This window comes from Bradyrhizobium sp. CCBAU 21365 (assembly GCF_015291305.1).
In the GTDB taxonomy this organism is placed as follows: Bacteria; Pseudomonadota; Alphaproteobacteria; order Rhizobiales; family Xanthobacteraceae; genus Bradyrhizobium; species Bradyrhizobium elkanii.
In genome coordinates this window covers 6,380,574-6,397,338 of record NZ_CP030036.1, presented here as the reverse complement: position 1 = coordinate 6,397,338, position 16,765 = coordinate 6,380,574, and the positions used below count along the sequence as shown (strand labels likewise).

Genomic DNA, 16,765 nt, shown 5'->3' with positions numbered 1-16,765 from the left:
AGTATTACATTATGAATTCATAATGGCAAGGATGGCTGCCCTCCAGCCATCCTTGTGCCGACCCCTTTAGTCGTTCTGGGGCGTCGTCTCCAGGCTGCTGTCCGGCCCCTCCGCCAGGTGATCGATGGCGGCGGCCCGCTTGTTGCGCAGGTGCTGGAACAGGATGTCGCTGAGCTCGCTTGCCGCGCGCCGGCGCAGCGCATCGAGGATCGCCTCGTGCTCGCGCATCGCCTCGGCCCAGCGCTGCCGCTTGCGGGCGAAATTGGCGGAATAGCGCACGCGGCGAATCCGGCCGGCGAAGTTGGCGTAGGTCGCCTTCAGCGTCTCGTTGCGCGCGGCCGCAACGATGCTTTCGTGGATTTGCTGGTTGGTCTGGAAATAGCGGTGCATGTCGCGGTGCAGGTAATGGGCGTACATCTCGTAATGCAGGCGCTCGATCGCGACGATTTCCTCGTCGGTGATGATCTCGCACGCCAGTCGTCCGGCGAGGCTCTCGAGCCCGGCCATGACGTCGAACAATTCCTCGAGGTCGCGTGGGCTCAGCCGGCGCACCCGCGCGCCGCGGTTGGGCAACAGCTCGATCAGGCCCTCGGCGGCCAGCACCTTGAGCGCTTCGCGCAGCGGCGTCCTTGAGATACCCAGCATCTCGCAGAGCTGCCGCTCGGGAACGCGGGCGCCCTCGGGAATGTTGCCCTCCACCACATAGTCGCGGAGCCGCAGCAGGATTTCGCCGTGTAGCGAGGCCTCCTGGCGGTCGCTGCCATTGCCGGCGGCGGGCGGGGTGATTGGAACTCCGGCTTCGGGAATCGCGGATTTCATATTCTGAACAATAATTTGCCGGCGCGGTCGCGTCGATGCTCTCGATCGAATACCAAGATTGGATTGAAAAGACAAAAAATGAATGCAAAATAGCTGGTAGAGGAGCCGAAATCCGGCGATTGGGAGGTTCTCATGCATCAAGGGCGCCATTTTCTGCAGATTCCAGGGCCGAGCTCGGTCCCGGATCGCATTCTTCGCGCGATGGACATGCCGGTCATCGACCACCGCAGCGCCGAATTCGCCGCGCTCGGCCGGGCCGTGCTCGAGGGTAGCCAGAAGGTGTTTCAGACCAAGGGGCCGGTGGTGATCTTCCCGTCGTCCGGGACCGGCGCCTGGGAGGCCGCCATCGTCAACACGCTGTCGCCCGGCGACAAGGTCCTGATGGTCGAGACCGGCCACTTCGCCACCCTGTGGCGGCAGATGGCCGGCCGGTTCGGCATCGAGGTGGACTTCATGCCGGGCGATTGGCGCCGCGGCGCCGACCCCGCCCAGATTGAAGCAAGGCTCGCCGCGGACACGGCGCACAGCATCAAGGCGGTGATGGTCGTCCACAACGAGACCTCGACCGGCGCGACCAGCCGGATCGCGGACATCCGGGCCGCGATCGACCGCACCTTGCATCCGGCGCTTCTGATGGTCGACACCATTTCCTCGCTCGGCTCGGTCGATTACCGGCACGACGAGTGGAAAGTCGACGTCAGCGTCAGCTGCTCGCAGAAGGGCTTCATGCTGCCGCCGGGCCTCGGCTTCAACGCCATCTCGGACAAGGCGCGCGCCGCGTCGCGCACCAATAAGATGCCGCGCTCCTATTTCGACTGGGAGGAAATGCTGAAGCCGAACGCCAAGGGCTTCTTCCCCTATACGCCGGCGACGAACCTGCTCTACGGGCTGCGCGAGGCCATCGCGATGCTGCTGGAGGAGGGGCTCGACAACGTGTTCGCCCGCCATAAGCGACTGGCCGCCGCCACGCGCGCCGCCGTCAATCAGTGGGGGCTCGAGGTGCTGTGCCAGGAGCCCTCGGAATTCTCGCCGGTGCTGACCGCGGTGATGATGCCGCCCGGCCATGATGCCGATCAGTTCCGCAAGGTCGTGCTCGACAATTTCAACATGTCGCTCGGTGCCGGCCTGTCGAAGGTCGCGGGCAAGGTGTTCCGCATCGGTCATCTCGGCGAGTGCAACGAGCTGACGCTGCTTGGCGCGCTGACCGGCGTTGAGATGGGGCTGTCGGTCGCCGGGGTCCCGCATCGCCCGGGCGGTGTCGAGGCCGCGATGCGGCTTCTCGAGCAGCGCGACCAGCGCAACGCGTCGTCGCATCTGAAGGTGGTCAGCACTTAGAGCGTTTTCAGTGGACGCCGGTTCGCGTGAAGAAAACGCGTCAACAAAAACCTGGAGCTTCGGTTCTGATTCAATCGGAACCGAAGCTCTGGCAGCCACGGCATCCGCAGCGCAACGAACTCAGAACAATCGCGGATCGGGGGAGGAGATGATATGAGGCTTCGGTTCAAGGCCACCCATGTCGTGTTGGCCATGCTCTGCGTGATGTACTTCATCACCTATGTGGACCGCGTGAACATCGGCACCGCGGCCGGCGAGATCCAGAAGGAGCTCGGCCTGTCCAATACCGAGCTCGGTCTGGTGTTCTCGGCATTCGCCTATCCGTACCTGCTGTTCCAGGTGATCGGCGGCTGGGTCGGCGATCGCTTCGGGCCGCGCCAGACCTTGTTCTGGTGCGGCGTGATCTGGGCTGCCGCGACCATCATGACCGGCTTTGTCCATGGCCTTGCCGCGCTGTTTGTCGCGCGTTTCGCGCTGGGGTTCGGCGAAGGCGCGACGTTTCCGACCGCAACGCGCGCGATGCAGTACTGGACGCCGGCGAACCGCCGCGGCTTCGCGCAAGGCCTGACGCATTCATTCGCGCGGCTCGGCAATGCCATCACCCCGCCGGTGGTCGCGCTCCTGATCCTCTGGCTGACCTGGCGCGGCGCATTCGTCGTGCTCGGCGTTGTCAGCCTCATCTGGGGCATTGCGTGGGTCTGGTACTTCCGTAACGAGCCGAGGGACCATGGCTCGATCACCGCGGCCGAGCTTGCGACCTTGCCGCCGCGTCCGCAGGGCGAGCGGCCAAAGGTGCCGTGGGGACCGCTGCTGCAGCGGATGTGGCCGGTGACGCTGACCTATTTCTGCTACGGCTGGTGCCTGTGGCTCTACCTCAACTGGCTGCCGCTGTTCTTCAAGAACAACTACAGCCTCGATCTCAAGAACTCGGCGCTGTTCGCATCCGGCGTGTTCTTTGCCGGCGTCGTCGGCGACAGCATTGGCGGCGTCATCTCCGACCGCATTCTTGAGCGCACCGGCAATGTGCGGCTGGCGCGACTCAGCGTGACGATCGTGGGCTTCGCCGGCGCGCTGCTGTCGCTGATGCCGATCCTGTTCGTTCACGACATCACGGTGGTGGCGCTCTGCCTGTCGGCCGGCTTCTTCTGTGCCGAGCTCGTGATCGGGCCGATGTGGTCGATCCCGATGGACATCGCGGCGAAATATTCCGGCACCGCGGCCGGGATCATGAACACCGGCTCGGCGTTCGCGGCTATCGTCTCGCCGCTGGTCGCCGGCTTCGTCATCGACGCCACCGGAAACTGGTACCTGCCGTTCCTGATGTCGATGGGCCTGCTGCTGGTCGGCGGCTTCTCGGCGTTCCTGATGCACCCCGAGCGGCCGTTCGAGGAGACCGGCGAACTGGTGGCGCCGGGCAAGGTGGTGGCCGCCGAATAAGGCGCTGCCGGCCCCGACGGAGCGCCGTCAGATATGCATGACGGACCCCCGCCGGGCCTAGGACAAACCCGGCGAATAGTGATATGCGAGCGGCTCACCACGAAAGACGAGACCGGGAAAGACGCTCATGACCGTGCATACTGGAAGGCATTTTCTGCAGATTCCGGGACCGACCAACGTGCCGGACCGGGTGCTGCGGGCCATGGATATGCCGACCATGGACCATCGCGGTCCCGAGTTTGCCGAGATCGGTTTTGCCGTGCTTTCTGCAATGCAGCGTGTGTTCCGGACCAAGCAGCCCGTGATCATCTACCCGTCGTCGGGGACCGGCGCCTGGGAGGCCGCGATCGTCAACACGCTGCAGCCCGGCGACAAGGTTCTGATGTGCGAGACCGGCCAGTTCGCCGTGCTGTGGCATGGCATTGCCGACAAGTTCAAGCTCGACGTCGATTTCATCGCGGGCGACTGGCGCCACGGCGCCGACCTCGAGCAGATCGAGGCCAGGCTGTCCGCCGACAAGGCGCACAAGATCAAGGCCGTCTGCGTCGTCCATAACGAGACCTCGACCGCCTGCGTCACCTATCCGCGCGACGTCCGCAAGATCCTCGACACGCTGAAGCATCCAGCGCTCTTGATGGTCGACACCATCTCCGGCCTCGGCTCGCTGGAATATGAGCATGATGCCTGGGGCATCGATGTCTCCATTGCCGGCTCCCAGAAGGGACTGATGCTGCCGCCCGGCCTCGGCTTCAACGCCGTGTCCGAGAAGGCGCTCGCGGTGGCCAAGGCCAATCCGGGCATGCGCTCCTATTGGGATTGGCAGGAAGTCATCAACATCAACAAGGCCGGCACCTGGCCGTATACGCCGGCGACCAACCTCCTGTTCGGCCTGCGCGAGGCCGTGAAGATGCTGGAGGAAGAGGGGCTCGAGAACGTCTTCGCCCGCCACAAGCGCCACAGCGAGGCGACGCGCGCGGCGATCAAGGTCTGGGGCCTCGAGACGCAGTGCCAGGAGCAGGGTGCGCACTCGCCGGCGCTGACAGCGGTGCGGGTGCCTGACGGCCACGACGCCGACCACTTCCGCAAGGTCGTGCTGGAGAACTTCGACATGTCGCTCGGCACCGGCCTCAACAAGGTCAAGGGCAAGGTGTTCCGGATCGGGCATATCGGCCACTTCAACGACCTGATGCTGATGGGCACGCTGTCCGGCGTCGAGATGGGCCTTGATCTGGCCAAGGTGCCGCATCGTGGCGGTGGCGTGCTGGCGGCGATGGAAGTCTTGAAGGGACGCGAAGCTTCGCAGGCGTCCAAGGCTGTGGCCTAGAGAGCCGTCGCCTGAAATCGAATCGCAAACAACAGAAAGAGCGAGACATGAACGCGCCCGTCACTTCGACCGAAGACCTGATCTATTCCGTCGAGGACGGGATCGCGCGCATCACGTTCAACCGGCCGCAGGCGCGCAATGCGCTGACCTTTGCAATGTACGAGCAGATGGCGACGATCTGCGAGAACATCAATCAGGATCACTCCATCAAGGCGCTGATCATGACCGGTGCCGGCGACAAGGCGTTCGCCTCGGGCACCGACATCTCGCAGTTCCGCGCGTTCAAGACGGCGCAGGATGCGCTCGACTATGAGGCGCGGATCGATCGCGTGCTGGGTACGCTCGAGCAGTGCCGGGTGCCTGTGATCGCGGCGATCGCCGGCGCGTGTACCGGCGGCGGCGCCGGCATCGCTGCCTGCTGCGATATCCGGATCGGTACCGAGGCGACGCGGATCGGCTTCCCGATCGCGCGCACGCTCGGCAACTGCCTCTCGATGTCCAACATCTCGCGGCTGGTGTCGCTGATCGGTCCGGCGCGGACCAAGGATCTGATCTTCAAGGCGCGCCTCGTCGAGGCACCCGAGGCGCTGGCGCTCGGGCTGTTGAACGAAGTCGTCCCCGATGTGGAAACGTTGCAGCGCCGCGCCACCGAGACGGCGAAGCTCGTCGCCGGCCATGCGCCGATCACGTTAGAGGTGACCAAGGAAGCGGTGCGCCGCATCCGCCGCACGCTGTCGCGCGAGGAGGGCGAGGACCTGATCCTGCGCGCCTATATGAGCGAGGATTTCCGCGAGGGCATGGACGCCTTCCTCAACAAGCGCGCGCCCAACTTCAAGGGCAAGTAACGGTCGTCCTGGAATCCTGGCGGAAAGCGCACTTTTCGCATTGATCCCCGTTGTCAGAAAGCGTGGGCACGAGACGGACTCCGCGCTGTTTTGATTGTTGGTCCGGAGCGTCCCCACCTCATTCCAAAGTCATAGGCCATGCGGCAGTTCGCGGCTTGAACTCACCTTCATTCTTGGCACAATGACGCGAGCCCGAGCCCGCTACCTCGCAGGTTTTGCCAAGCCGAACAAATAGATAGGGAAGAAACACGTGGGACAGATTGTAAAAACCACGGCTGCAATCGCGGCCCTCTTGCTGAGCACGCCGGCCTTTGCCGGCTGGGAGCCGAGCAAGCCGGTCGAAATCGTGGTCGCGGCCGGTGCCGGCGGCGCCTCAGACCAGATGGCGCGCATGATGCAGGCGGCGATCCAGAAGAACAATCTGATGAAGCAGCCGATGGTGGTGTCGCTGAAGGGCGGCGCGTCAGGTGCGGAAGCACTGATGTACATGAAGTCCAGCGAGGGTGATCCCAACAAAGTGCTGATCGCCTATTCGCTGATCTACATGCTGCCGCTGTCGGCCAAGATTCCGTTCAACTGGCGCGACCTCACCCCGGTGTCGGTCATCGCGCTCGACCAGTTCGTGTTGTGGGACAACGCCTCCGGTCCGAAGACCGTGAAGGAGTTCATCGCTGCCGCGAAGGCGGCGAGCGCGCCGTTCAAGATGGGCGGCACGGGCTCCAAGCGCGAGGATCACGTGCTGACCGTCTTCATGGAGCAGAAGACCGGCGCAAAGTTCTCCTACCTGCCGTACAAGTCCGGCGGCGAGGCCGCGACCCAGCTGGTCGGCGGCCACACCGAGTCCAATGTCAACAATCCCAGCGAGAACCTCGAAGTCTGGCGCGCCGGACAGGTTCGCGCGCTCTGCGTGTTCGACAAGGAGCGCATCTCCTACAAGACCAAGGTCACCGACACGCAATCCTGGAACGACATCCCGACCTGCAAGGAGGAGGGGCTCGACGTGCAGTACCTGATGCTGCGCGCGATGTTCCTGCCGGGCAAGGTCACGCAGGAGCAGCAGGCGTTCTATGTCGACCTGTTCCAGAAGGTGACGCAAACGCCGGAATACAAGGACTACATGGAGAAGCAGGCGCTGAAGCCGATCTTCCTCACGGGCAAGGACATGGTCGAGTTCCTCGAGGATGACGACAAGCAGAATGCGTCGCTGATGAACGCCGCAGGGTTCGTCGCGAAGTAGCGGATCCGCCGTCATTCCGGGACGATGCGAAGCATCGAACCCGGAATCTTGAGATTCCGGGTTCACCCTTCGGGTGCCCCGGAATGACTGGGCCGGCTGCTTTCCTGTTAGCTTGGAATTGCCTTGCAAGTGGCACCGGCGCGGTGATTACTGCGCCGCAGTATGGCCGAACGTCCGGCGAGCCCGATTGGGCTCGGTCACCCCTCCGGCGCCGTTGCGGGACCGTGAGGAGCGATCATGACCAAAGCCGTTCTCGGCATCATCGGCGGATCCGGCATCTACGATCTGCCCGGCCTGGAAAATGTCCGCGAGGAGGCGATCACAAGCCCCTGGGGCGAGCCGTCCGCGCCGCTCCGACGCGGCGAGATGGCGGGGCTGCCGATCGTGTTCCTGCCGCGCCACGGCCATGGACACGCGCTGTCGCCGTCCGACATCAACTATCGCGCCAATGTCGATGTGCTGAAGCGGGCGGGGGTCACGGACCTCGTCGCGCTGTCCGCGTGCGGTTCGTTCAAGGAAGAGCTGCCGCCGGGCACTTTTGTATTGGTCGACCAGTTCGTCGATCGCACCCACAAGCGCGAGAGCTCGTTCTTCGGCAAGGGCTGCGTCGCGCATGTCTCGATGGCGCATCCGGTGTCGCCGTTGCTGGCGAGGCATCTCGCCGCCGCTGCCGAGGCCGAAGACATCGCGTTCGCCCGCGGCGGCACCTACCTCTGCATGGAGGGGCCGCAGTTCTCCTCGCTCGCCGAAAGCCTGACCTACAAGGCGCAGGGCTATTCGGTGATCGGCATGACCAACATGCCGGAAGCCAAACTCGCCCGCGAGGCCGAGATCTGCTACGCCAGCGTGGCGATGGTCACCGATTTCGATTGCTGGCATCCGGCGCATGATGCCGTGACGGTGCAGGATATCATCCGTGTGCTGAATTCGAACGCCGAGAAAGCAAAGGCGCTTGTCGCGCGGCTGGCGCGGGATTTCCCTCGCGAGCACGAGCCGTGCCCGGTCGGTTCGGATCGGGCACTTGATACCGCGCTGATCACGGCGCCCGCGGCCCGCGATCCGCAGCTGCTGGCCAAGCTCGATGCCGTCGCCGGACGGGTGTTACGGTCGTGAGCAAGTCCTCTAGCGAGCGCGCGACGCGAAGGGCATAGGACATGAAAGTCGATGGACGACATTTTCGCAGCATCTGGCTCGAGCCCGACGGCTGGTCGGTCGGCGCGATCGATCAGCGCCGGTTGCCGCATGAATTCATCGTCGCCAAACTCACCACCGCGGACGAGGCCGGCGAGGCGATCCGCTCGATGCTGGTCCGCGGCGCGCCGCTGATCGGCGCCACCGCAGCCTATGGCATGGCGCTTGCCATGCGCGCCGATGCGTCGGATGCGGCGCTCGAGCGCGCCGGCAAGATGCTGCTTGCGACCCGGCCGACCGCGATCAATCTGAAATGGGCCGTTGACGAGATGCAGCGCGCGCTGGCGCCGCTCGCGGCTTCGGCCCGCGCCGAGGCGGCCTATGCCCGCGTGCGCGAGATCGCCGATGAGGATGTCGAGATCAACCGCGAGATCGGCCGTCACGGGCTCGGCCTGATCGAGACGATCGCCGCGACCAAGAAGCCGGGCGAGGTGGTAAACGTCCTGACGCATTGCAACGCCGGCTGGCTTGCAACCGTGGATTGGGGAACGGCGACATCGCCGATCTACCAGGCGCACGATCGCGGCATTCCGGTCCACGTCTGGGTCGACGAGACGCGTCCGCGCAATCAGGGCGCTTCGCTCACCGCCTGGGAACTCGGTCACCACGGCGTGCCGCACACCGTGATCCCCGACAACACCGGCGGCCATCTGATGCAGCATCGCATGGTTGATCTCGCGATCGTCGGGACCGATCGCGTCGCCGCCAATGGCGACGTCTGCAACAAGATCGGGACCTATCTGAAAGCGCTCGCGGCCCACGACAACAGCGTGCCGTTCTATGTTGCGCTGCCGTCGCCGACCATCGACTTTAGTATCGATGACGGCGTCAGGCAGATTCCGATCGAGCAGCGCGCGGCCGCCGAGGTGACGCACCTCACGGGACGCACGGCGGATGGCCGGATCGAAACCGTGCGCGTGGTTCCGGACGGCTCGTCGGTGGCCAATTTCGGCTTCGACGTGACGCCGGCGCGGCTGGTGACCGGATTGATCACCGAGCGCGGTGTTCTCAAGCCGGAGCGTGCTGCACTTGCGAGCGCCTTTCCCGAACGTTCCACTGTTTAGCTGAAGGCTGCATTGACGGTGGTTGCATCTGCACGCTATCCCAATCGTCGCCCTCGCAACCCAGACCGTCTCATCCATGTCCAATACCGAACTTGAGATCGTCGTCGACGATCCGACCGCACCTGAAGATAACTCGCCGGCGGTTGTCAGCACCGGCGTCGTCGACGTCGTCGTGTCGTTGCTGTTGCTTGCGCTCGCCGTGGTGCTCGGCTGGGACAATTGGCGCACCGGCGCGTCGTGGGACTCGACCGGTCCGCAGCCGGGCTATTTTCCGTTCTACCTCTCGGTCATCCTCGGCGGTGCCAGCCTCTATGGTCTTGGCGCGGCCTTCCTCTCGCGCCGGGAAGCCGCCGAGACCTTTGTCACCCGGTCCCAGCTTCGCCGGGTGATGGCGGTGTTCGTGCCGACATTGCTGTTCTGCCTCGCCACCCAATATCTCGGCCTCTATGTCGCGAGCTTTCTCTTGATCGCTGGCTTCATGCGCCTCGTCGGCAAGATCGCGCTGTGGAAGTCGCTGCTGACCGCCTTCGTCTTCACCGCCGCGATGTTCATAACGTTCGACGTCGCGTTCGACGTCATCATGCCAAAGGGACCGCTCGAAGCGGCTCTCGGCCGCTAGCGAACCGACAGGATTTCGAAACATGGAAGCCTTCGGTCTCCTGCTGCACGGCTTCGCCGTCCTTTTGACGTGGAAGACGCTGCTGTTGATGATGGTCGGGCTGGTGCTCGGCATCTTCGTCGGCGTGCTGCCCGGGCTTGGCGGCCCCAACGGGGTCGCGATCCTGCTGCCGCTGACCTTCACGATGGATCCGACGTCCGCGATCGTGATGCTGTCGTGCATCTACTGGGGCGCGCTGTTCGGCGGCGCCATCACCTCGATCCTGTTCAACATCCCGGGCGAAGCCTGGTCGGTCGCGACCACCTTCGACGGCTATCCGATGGCGCAGCAGGGCAGGGCAGCCGAAGCGCTCACTGCGGCGTTCACCTCGTCCTTCGTCGGTTCGCTGGTCGCGGTGCTGCTGATCACCTTCCTGGCGCCGATGATCTCGTCGTTTGCGCTGAGGTTCGGCCCGCCGGAATTCTTCGCCGTCTATCTCCTGACCTTCTGTTCCTTCGTCGGCCTCGGCCGCGAGGCCAAGCACAAGACGGTGATCTCGATGTCGCTCGGGCTGCTGCTTGCCGGCGTCGGCATGGATACGGTGTCCGGGCAGCTGCGCATGACGTTCGGCTCCGCTGAGCTCTTGCGCGGCATCAACTTCCTCGTCGCCGTCATCGGCCTGTTCGGCATCAGCGAGATCCTGCTCACGATGGAGGAGCGCCTCGCGCTGCGTGGACACGCCGCCGGCATCAGCCTACGCGTCGTGCTCTCGGTGTGGAAGGATCTGCCGAAATACTGGGTGACGCTGCTGCGCTCGTCGGTGATCGGCTGCTGGCTCGGCATCACGCCGGGCGGCGCGATCGCGGCCTCCTTCATGGGCTACAACCTCGCCAAGCGCTTCGCCAAGGATCAGGAGAGCTTTGGCAAGGGCCGGATCGAGGGCGTGTTCGCGCCGGAGACCGCCGCGCATGCCTCAGGCACCTCGGCGCTGCTGCCGATGCTGGCGCTCGGCATTCCCGGCTCGGGGACCGCTGCGATCCTCCTCGGCGGCCTGATGGTATGGGGCCTCAACCCGGGGCCGCTGCTGTTCGTCGAGCACAAGGATTTCGTCTGGGGCCTGATCGCCTCGATGTATCTCGGCAATGTCGTCGGCCTGGTGCTGGTGCTGACCACGGTGCCGATCTTCGCCTCGATCCTGCGCGTGCCGTTCGCGGCGGTAGCCCCGATGATCGTGGTGTCCTGCGCGATCGGTGCCTATGCGATCCAGAACGCGATGTTCGATATCTGGCTGATGCTGGGCTTCGGCGTCGTCGGCTATGTCTTCAAGAAGATCGGGATCCCGCTCGCGCCGTTCACCCTCGCATTGGTGCTCGGCAACCGCGCCGAGGATGCGTTCCGCCTCTCGATGATCGGCTCCGGCGGCGATATGAAGGTGTTCTGGTCGAACGGCCTGGTCGGCACCATCACGACACTGGCGATCGTGCTGCTGTTTTGGCCCTCGATCGATAGTTTGGTCGGCCGTGTCAGTTGGAGGCAGCGGAGCAAAACGGAGACACCATGAGAACTGAATTAGATCAGTGTCCCAGTTCTCTTATGTCGCCATAGTCTTATCCAGGACGCCTCGTCATTGGTTCCAAATGTTGCCGCTGCGCGATGCCGGCCAGACAAGCTCTGGATACGTATAGTCCTTCCTGCTCAGATGGTTGGTGATGACGCAGCCTGGGCCACCACTAAACCGAACCACCTTCTGCCCCACACGAAACATAGTTCATCTCTGCGAGAGGCTGGAGGTGAAATCCCTCCGGCCTACTTACCCCAAGATCCCGATCCTGGCGAAAGGGAAAGCAGATACCGGCCGGATTTGGACCTATGTTCGCGACGATCGGCCATTCGGCGGGCGAGATCCAGCGCGGCGCTGTTCTACGCCTCACGTGATCGGCGCGGCGAGCATCCCGCGCGGCATCTTCAGAACTTCGCCGATATCCTGCTGGCCGATGCCTATAGCGGGTTCAATGCTCTCTTCGATCCCGGACGCAAGGCGTTGCCGGCCACGCCGGCCTTCTGCTGGGCACATGGCCGGAGGGCGTTCTTCGAACTTGCCGACATCGCCCAGAACGCTCGCCGGGGAAGATCGGCGACGGCGATCTCGCCCGTTGCGCTGGAAGCGGTTCGTCGGATTGACCAATTGTTTGAGATCGAGCGCGATATCTATGGGCTGAGCGCTGAGGAGCGGCTGCAGATCCGCCGGGAGAGAAGCGCGCCACTGCTAACCGACCTTGAGGCTTGGCTCCGGGCGGAAGCTGCCGGGCTCTCGCGTTCGTCCAACGTGATTAAGCCGATCAATTATCTGCTCAACCGTTGGGACGGCTTTGCCCGCCTTGTCCACGACGGGAGGATCTGCATGACGAACAATGCTGCAGAGCGAGCATTGCGCTGTTTTGCTCTTGGAAGAAAGGCATGGTTGTTCGCCGGTTCTAATCACGGCGCCGAGCGGGCTGCCGTGATGGCCACGCTCATCATGACGGCGCGTCTCAACGACATCGACCCGAAAGCCTGGCTTGCCGACGTGCTTGCGCGCATCGCCAACATGCCACAAAGCCGGCTGCACGAGTTGCTGCCGTGGAATTGGACGCCTCCCACATCGACGTCCTCCGCTCAGGCGGCGTAGCCATGCACGTCAACAAAGTTCATGCCGTCTTCACCATCAGTCGCGTCGCGAAAGACCTCGGAGAGGACGAGGACTGGCTCTGGGATGTCGCAAGCGGAATGGAAACGGAAGACGGCGTCATCTGGGTTTACGGCATAGGTGAAGACGGCGTCATGGCGTTCACCGACTTCGGCATCGAAAACCTGATAGAACTCATCAGGATGCATAAGGAAGACCCCGAACTCCTCAAGCGGTGAGATCGGTGATCCACTATCAGCGGCCTAGCTCGGACGGATACTGCGGATCGGCCGACACGCGGTGTTCTGCGGCTCAGGCTGCGGAAATCCGCGCGATCGGATCTGCGGTTCACGTCGATAGGTGCCGATGTGAGAGACTGCGCGATGGTAGACGCGGGACTTCTCGGCGAGGTCGAGCTTTGCCTTCCGCGAATGGCATGGCGACGTGCAGAGCGGCCAAAGATTGCGCTCGCGGTTTTCTCCGCCATTGATCAGCGCGACGATATGGTCCAGCTGCCACTTGCGCGGCTCAAGCTTGCGAGTGACAGACGCCCTTGAAGTTCTGGAAGGTGCGCAGCCGGACACGAACCGGAATCGCCTCGTCGTCCGTCTTGCTAATCCATTCTGGTATTGCGCGACTCATGACCGGCTCTCCGGATCATGGAAGACGACGTCACGACGCGCGCCGAATTCGTGGACGAGGTCAATCACGTTCGAGAACTCGGCTTTGCTCAGGCTCGACGACGACCGGCCGAGATTGACGAACCCATTTCCATTGATGTTCGGAACAAGGCGCATCTCCTGGTTCAGCGCGTCCATGAAAAGAAGTTTCCAGTCCTCGGTGGACAGCTTGACGCTGTGCCGCATGAGCTGTGATGCAATGTCGGTCATCCTAGCTTCGTGCAGACCGCGTACACCACCGTCGATTCCGCGAAGGATTGCCAAGGCATCTACATGGCCGATGTGTGCCGTGGCGTCGAAATTCACGACTATACGCAGACTGGCAGCGTTTCCGGTCTTAGCGTCGTGCGTTTCGCCCGGTTGCGGGCTCGCGACATGTTCATGTCCGGCGACTTTGACACGGTATATTACCCCGGCCAATTTCCAGCGAAACGGCGACCAGGTGGATCTTCGCTATCGTACCCCGCAGCGCAGACCGATCTTATTTCTCCTACAACGTGCGCCAGCACCGAGTAGTGCTGGACAGCCAGCAGTCGGGGCCTTTCGATGACTGCCTCCTTAAGGTCTACGTTGACAACAACGAGAGCAATTTCGAAAACTCACTTTCCGAAATCGATTTGAAATACACCAACACGGGACGCCAGGTTTCGAACCTAGGCACCGGTTCGATTATTTGACTCGGGGTCGACCAGCGTAACGCGACAGCGCTTCGTACGCATACGACGAGGACCGCCTGATTGATGCATGCGCGCGGGTGTCATTCGGCTTGCAATATTGACCCCCTAAGCCGGGGGATCGGCGTCCAAAATTGACCCCCTACAGATAGGTCTGTTGCGCTGCCTGCTTTGGAATGAAGCAGGTGGTTGGGGATGCTGGTCGTGGAGACGATTGCGCGGATTCGGCGCGAGCACTTCATCAAGGGCAAAACGATCAAGGAGATCGCCCGCGACCTGAAGGTGTCTCGGAACACGGTCCGGAAGGTGCTGAGGTCGGGCGAGACTTCGTTCGAGTACGAGCGGTCGGTGCAGCCGCGGCCAAAGCTGGGGCGATGGGCATCGGAACTCGACGGGTTGCTGTCGGCGAACGCGGTCAAATCCACACGTGAACAGCTGACGTTGATCCGGATCTTCGAGGAGCTGCGCGGCCGCGGCTATGACGGCGGTTACGATGCGGTGCGGCGTTACGCCCGGCAGTGGGGTAAGGAGCGCGGGCAATCGACGGCTGCGGCTTATGTCCCGCTGAGCTTTGCGCCAGGCGAAGCTTATCAGTTCGACTGGAGCCACGAGGTGGTGCTGTTGAGCGGCACCACGGTGATGGTCAAGGCCGCCCATGTCCGCCTCTGCCACAGCCGCATGCTGTTCGTGCGGGCCTATCCGCGGGAGACGCAGGAGATGGTGTTCGACGCCCACGACCGGGCGTTCGCCCTGTTCAAGGGCACCTGCAGTCGCGGCATCTACGACAACATGAAGACTGCGGTGGAGACGATCTTCGTCGGCAAAGGACGCCTCTACAATCGCCGCTTCCTGCAGATGTGCAGCCACTACCTGGTCGACCCGGTGGCTTGTACGCCGGCCTCGGGCTGGGAGAAGGGCCAGGTCGAGAACCAGGTCGGGCTGGTCCGGGAGCGCTTCTTCACGCCGCGGCTGCGGTTCAAAAACCTGGACGAGTTGAACGCCTGGCTGCTCGACAAATGCATCGCCTACGCCAAGGCACATCGCCATCCGGAGCTGGCCGACCAGACGATCTGGGAGGTGTTCGAAGCCGAACGCCCCAAGCTCGTTCCCTATGCCGGCCGGTTCGACGGGTTCCATGCGGTGACGGCGTCGGTCTCGAAGACCTGTCTGGTGCGCTTCGACAACAACAAATACTCGGTCGCAGCCAGCGCAGTCGGGCGCCCGGTCGAGGTTCAGGCCTATGCCGACCGCATCGTGATCCGTCAGGATGGGCGCATCGTCGCGGAGCACCCACGATCCTTCGGACGCGGCGAGACGACCTACGATCCCTGGCATTATGTGCCGGTGCTCGCTCGCAAACCCGGCGCCTTGCGCAATGGCGCTCCCTTCAAGGACTGGGTGCTGCCGGCCGCGATCGAGCGGATCCGTCGCAGGCTTGCCAGCACCGACGATGGCAATCGGCAGATGGTCGACATCCTCAACGCGGTGCTGACCGACGGTCTGCCGGCGGTGGAAGCCGCCTGTGCCGAAGCGCTCGGCCACGGCGTCCACTCCGCCGACGTCGTGCTTAACATCCTGGCCAGGCAACGCGAACCCGCTCCACCGGCAAACATCATGACGCCGGCCGCACTGACGCTCCGCCATGCGCCGATCGCCGATTGTGCCCGTTACGACAACCTCCGGAGGACCAGCTGATGGAACGAACTCAAATCTTCGACCTTATGGGCGAGCTCAAGCTCTACGGCATGAAGGCCGCCTTCGACGAGATCATGGCGACCGCCATCAAGCGACAGCATGAACCTCAGCGCATCGTCGGCGACCTACTCAACGCCGAGATCAACGAGAAGCAGGCTCGCTCGATCAAGTACCAGCTCACCATCGCCAAACTGCCGCTCGCCAAGGATATCGCCGACTTCCAGTTCGACGGAACGCCGATCAACCAGACGCTCGTCAATGATCTTGCCGGCGGCGGCTTCATCGCTCAGCAGCGCAACGTCGTCCTGGTCGGCGGCACGGGCACCGGCAAGACTCACCTGGCCATCGCAATCGCCAGAAGCTGCATCCGATCCGGTGCCCGTGGCCGCTTCTTCAACGTGGTCGACCTTGTCAACCGCCTCGAGACCGAGACCCGCAGCGGACGTCAGGGCCGGCTCGCTGAGCATCTGACCCGGATGGACTTCATCGTCCTGGACGAACTCGGATACCTGCCCTTCGCCCAGTCCGGCGGCCAGCTTCTGTTCCATCTCGTTAGCCGCCTCTACGAACGCGCCTCCGTCATCGTCACCACCAATCTCGCCTTCGGCGAATGGCCGAGCGTGTTCGGCGATGCCAAGATGACCACCGCGCTGCTCGACCGATTGACCCACCACTGCGACATCGTCGAGACCGGCAACGACAGTTGGCGATTCAAAAGCCGAGACGACGATCACATCACCCGCGCTCGTCTCGCCTCCGCTATCCCGACCAGCTCCGACGAGACGAGCGCTACCAGCAAACCCCGCCGCCCGAAGGGGTCAAAATTGGACGCCGATGAGGGGTCAAATTTGCAAGCCGATTGACAAGCATGCGGGCAGATCCATTCTCGGGCGCTGTCTATGTGTTCAGGGCCAAGCGGGCGGATCGGATCACGCTGGTGTTTTGGGACGGAACGGGTCTGTGTCTGTTCACCAAAAGGCTCGAGGATGGGATCTTCCGCTGGCCGAAGGTCGAGGACGGCGTGATGCGTCTGTCGGCGGCGCAATTGTCTGCGCTGCTGGAAGGACTCGACTGGCGGCTTGTGCATGAGGCGCGGGAGACGCCGGCGCCAACGCAAGCGGGATAGTTGTTAGCGGCACTGCGGCGAAGTGAATCAAGAGCGTGGGACGTGTCGCCAGATGGCGGCGAATATGCTCTGAAT

The 16,765-nt window shown here is 63.4% G+C and carries 15 protein-coding genes and 2 pseudogenes; 14 read left to right on the top strand and 3 right to left on the bottom strand.

The window, feature by feature from the left end:
• Positions 1-66: 66 nt before the first annotated feature.
• Entirely contained in the window at positions 67-819 is a 753-nt protein-coding gene (locus XI02_RS30115) for a GntR family transcriptional regulator (protein ID WP_172647588.1), read from the bottom strand.
• Positions 820-951: 132 nt separating this feature from the next.
• Here XI02_RS30115 and XI02_RS30110 point away from each other — a divergent pair, with 132 nt between their 5' ends.
• The 11 genes and pseudogenes from XI02_RS30110 to XI02_RS30060 all read left to right on the top strand — a co-directional run bounded on the left by XI02_RS30110 (position 952) and on the right by XI02_RS30060 (position 12,754).
• A complete protein-coding gene (locus tag XI02_RS30110) occupies positions 952-2,154 on the top strand; it encodes an alanine--glyoxylate aminotransferase family protein (protein ID WP_172647589.1) in 1,203 nt (400 codons plus the stop codon).
• 153 nt (positions 2,155-2,307) lie between these two features.
• Positions 2,308-3,591, top strand: a complete 1,284-nt coding sequence (locus XI02_RS30105) for an MFS transporter (protein WP_172647590.1) — start codon at positions 2,308-2,310, stop codon at positions 3,589-3,591.
• 127 nt (positions 3,592-3,718) lie between these two features.
• The gene (locus XI02_RS30100; protein WP_172647591.1) at positions 3,719-4,915 is read left to right on the top strand and encodes an alanine--glyoxylate aminotransferase family protein; all 1,197 of its coding nucleotides are present in this window, start codon (positions 3,719-3,721) and stop codon (positions 4,913-4,915) included.
• A gap of 47 nt (positions 4,916-4,962) precedes the next feature.
• Complete coding sequence (locus XI02_RS30095) at positions 4,963-5,760, top strand: enoyl-CoA hydratase/isomerase family protein (protein ID WP_172647592.1); 798 nt, start codon at positions 4,963-4,965, stop codon at positions 5,758-5,760.
• Between the two features lie 259 nt (positions 5,761-6,019).
• Complete coding sequence (locus tag XI02_RS30090) at positions 6,020-6,997, top strand: Bug family tripartite tricarboxylate transporter substrate binding protein (protein ID WP_370143895.1); 978 nt, start codon at positions 6,020-6,022, stop codon at positions 6,995-6,997.
• 237 nt (positions 6,998-7,234) lie between these two features.
• The gene (locus tag XI02_RS30085) at positions 7,235-8,110 is read left to right on the top strand and encodes an S-methyl-5'-thioadenosine phosphorylase (RefSeq protein WP_057020489.1); all 876 of its coding nucleotides are present in this window, start codon (positions 7,235-7,237) and stop codon (positions 8,108-8,110) included.
• Positions 8,111-8,151: 41 nt separating this feature from the next.
• Positions 8,152-9,252 (top strand): S-methyl-5-thioribose-1-phosphate isomerase, encoded by a 1,101-nt coding sequence (gene mtnA / locus XI02_RS30080; protein ID WP_172647594.1) that lies wholly within the window; start codon positions 8,152-8,154, stop codon positions 9,250-9,252.
• Between the two features lie 76 nt (positions 9,253-9,328).
• Positions 9,329-9,871: a tripartite tricarboxylate transporter TctB family protein gene (locus XI02_RS30075; protein ID WP_172647595.1), complete on the top strand. Its 543-nt coding sequence runs from the start codon at positions 9,329-9,331 to the stop codon at positions 9,869-9,871.
• Between the two features lie 22 nt (positions 9,872-9,893).
• The gene (locus tag XI02_RS30070; protein ID WP_172647596.1) at positions 9,894-11,411 is read left to right on the top strand and encodes a tripartite tricarboxylate transporter permease; all 1,518 of its coding nucleotides are present in this window, start codon (positions 9,894-9,896) and stop codon (positions 11,409-11,411) included.
• A 259-nt stretch (positions 11,412-11,670) separates the two neighbouring features.
• A pseudogene (locus tag XI02_RS30065) lies at positions 11,671-12,518 on the top strand (IS66 family transposase); the annotation flags it as partial.
• 2 nt (positions 12,519-12,520) lie between these two features.
• Complete coding sequence (locus tag XI02_RS30060; RefSeq protein ID WP_172647597.1) at positions 12,521-12,754, top strand: hypothetical protein; 234 nt, start codon at positions 12,521-12,523, stop codon at positions 12,752-12,754.
• Positions 12,755-12,778: 24 nt separating this feature from the next.
• Here XI02_RS30060 and XI02_RS46470 read toward each other — a convergent pair whose 3' ends face one another.
• Together XI02_RS46470 and XI02_RS30050 are read right to left on the bottom strand one after the other, a co-directional pair.
• Positions 12,779-13,099 carry an HNH endonuclease gene (locus XI02_RS46470; RefSeq protein WP_172647598.1) on the bottom strand — a complete coding sequence of 107 codons (321 nt, stop codon included), beginning with the start codon at positions 13,097-13,099 and terminating at the stop codon, positions 12,779-12,781.
• 54 nt (positions 13,100-13,153) lie between these two features.
• On the bottom strand, positions 13,154-13,501 hold the full coding sequence (locus tag XI02_RS30050; protein WP_172647599.1) for a recombination protein NinB: 348 nt from the start codon (positions 13,499-13,501) through the stop codon (positions 13,154-13,156).
• 563 nt (positions 13,502-14,064) lie between these two features.
• Between XI02_RS30050 and istA the strand changes: the two are divergent.
• From istA to tnpB, 3 genes and pseudogenes are all read left to right on the top strand, one after another.
• Positions 14,065-15,667 (top strand): annotated as a pseudogene (istA, locus tag XI02_RS30045) (IS21 family transposase).
• On the top strand, positions 15,564-16,427 hold the full coding sequence (gene istB / locus XI02_RS30040; RefSeq protein WP_172647601.1) for an IS21-like element helper ATPase IstB: 864 nt from the start codon (positions 15,564-15,566) through the stop codon (positions 16,425-16,427). Before istA ends, istB begins: the two are co-directional and overlap by 104 nt.
• Positions 16,428-16,432: 5 nt before the next feature.
• Positions 16,433-16,690 (top strand): IS66 family insertion sequence element accessory protein TnpB, encoded by a 258-nt coding sequence (gene tnpB, locus XI02_RS30035; protein WP_172647602.1) that lies wholly within the window; start codon positions 16,433-16,435, stop codon positions 16,688-16,690.
• Positions 16,691-16,765: the final 75 nt, after the last annotated feature.

Bases quoted from the DNA above. Each gene is read 5' to 3' on its own strand.
- XI02_RS30115 (WP_172647588.1), bottom strand. From the start codon at position 819: ATGAAATCCGCGATTCCCGAAGCCGGAGTTCCAATCACCCCGCCCGCC.
- XI02_RS30110 (WP_172647589.1), top strand. From the start codon at position 952: ATGCATCAAGGGCGCCATTTTCTGCAGATTCCAGGGCCGAGCTCGGTC.
- XI02_RS30105 (WP_172647590.1), top strand. From the start codon at position 2,308: ATGAGGCTTCGGTTCAAGGCCACCCATGTCGTGTTGGCCATGCTCTGC.
- XI02_RS30100 (WP_172647591.1), top strand. From the start codon at position 3,719: ATGACCGTGCATACTGGAAGGCATTTTCTGCAGATTCCGGGACCGACC.
- XI02_RS30095 (WP_172647592.1), top strand. From the start codon at position 4,963: ATGAACGCGCCCGTCACTTCGACCGAAGACCTGATCTATTCCGTCGAG.
- XI02_RS30085 (WP_057020489.1), top strand. From the start codon at position 7,235: ATGACCAAAGCCGTTCTCGGCATCATCGGCGGATCCGGCATCTACGAT.
- mtnA (WP_172647594.1), top strand. From the start codon at position 8,152: ATGAAAGTCGATGGACGACATTTTCGCAGCATCTGGCTCGAGCCCGAC.
- XI02_RS30075 (WP_172647595.1), top strand. From the start codon at position 9,329: ATGTCCAATACCGAACTTGAGATCGTCGTCGACGATCCGACCGCACCT.
- XI02_RS30070 (WP_172647596.1), top strand. From the start codon at position 9,894: ATGGAAGCCTTCGGTCTCCTGCTGCACGGCTTCGCCGTCCTTTTGACG.
- XI02_RS30060 (WP_172647597.1), top strand. From the start codon at position 12,521: ATGCACGTCAACAAAGTTCATGCCGTCTTCACCATCAGTCGCGTCGCG.
- istB (WP_172647601.1), top strand. From the start codon at position 15,564: ATGGAACGAACTCAAATCTTCGACCTTATGGGCGAGCTCAAGCTCTAC.
- tnpB (WP_172647602.1), top strand. From the start codon at position 16,433: ATGCGGGCAGATCCATTCTCGGGCGCTGTCTATGTGTTCAGGGCCAAG.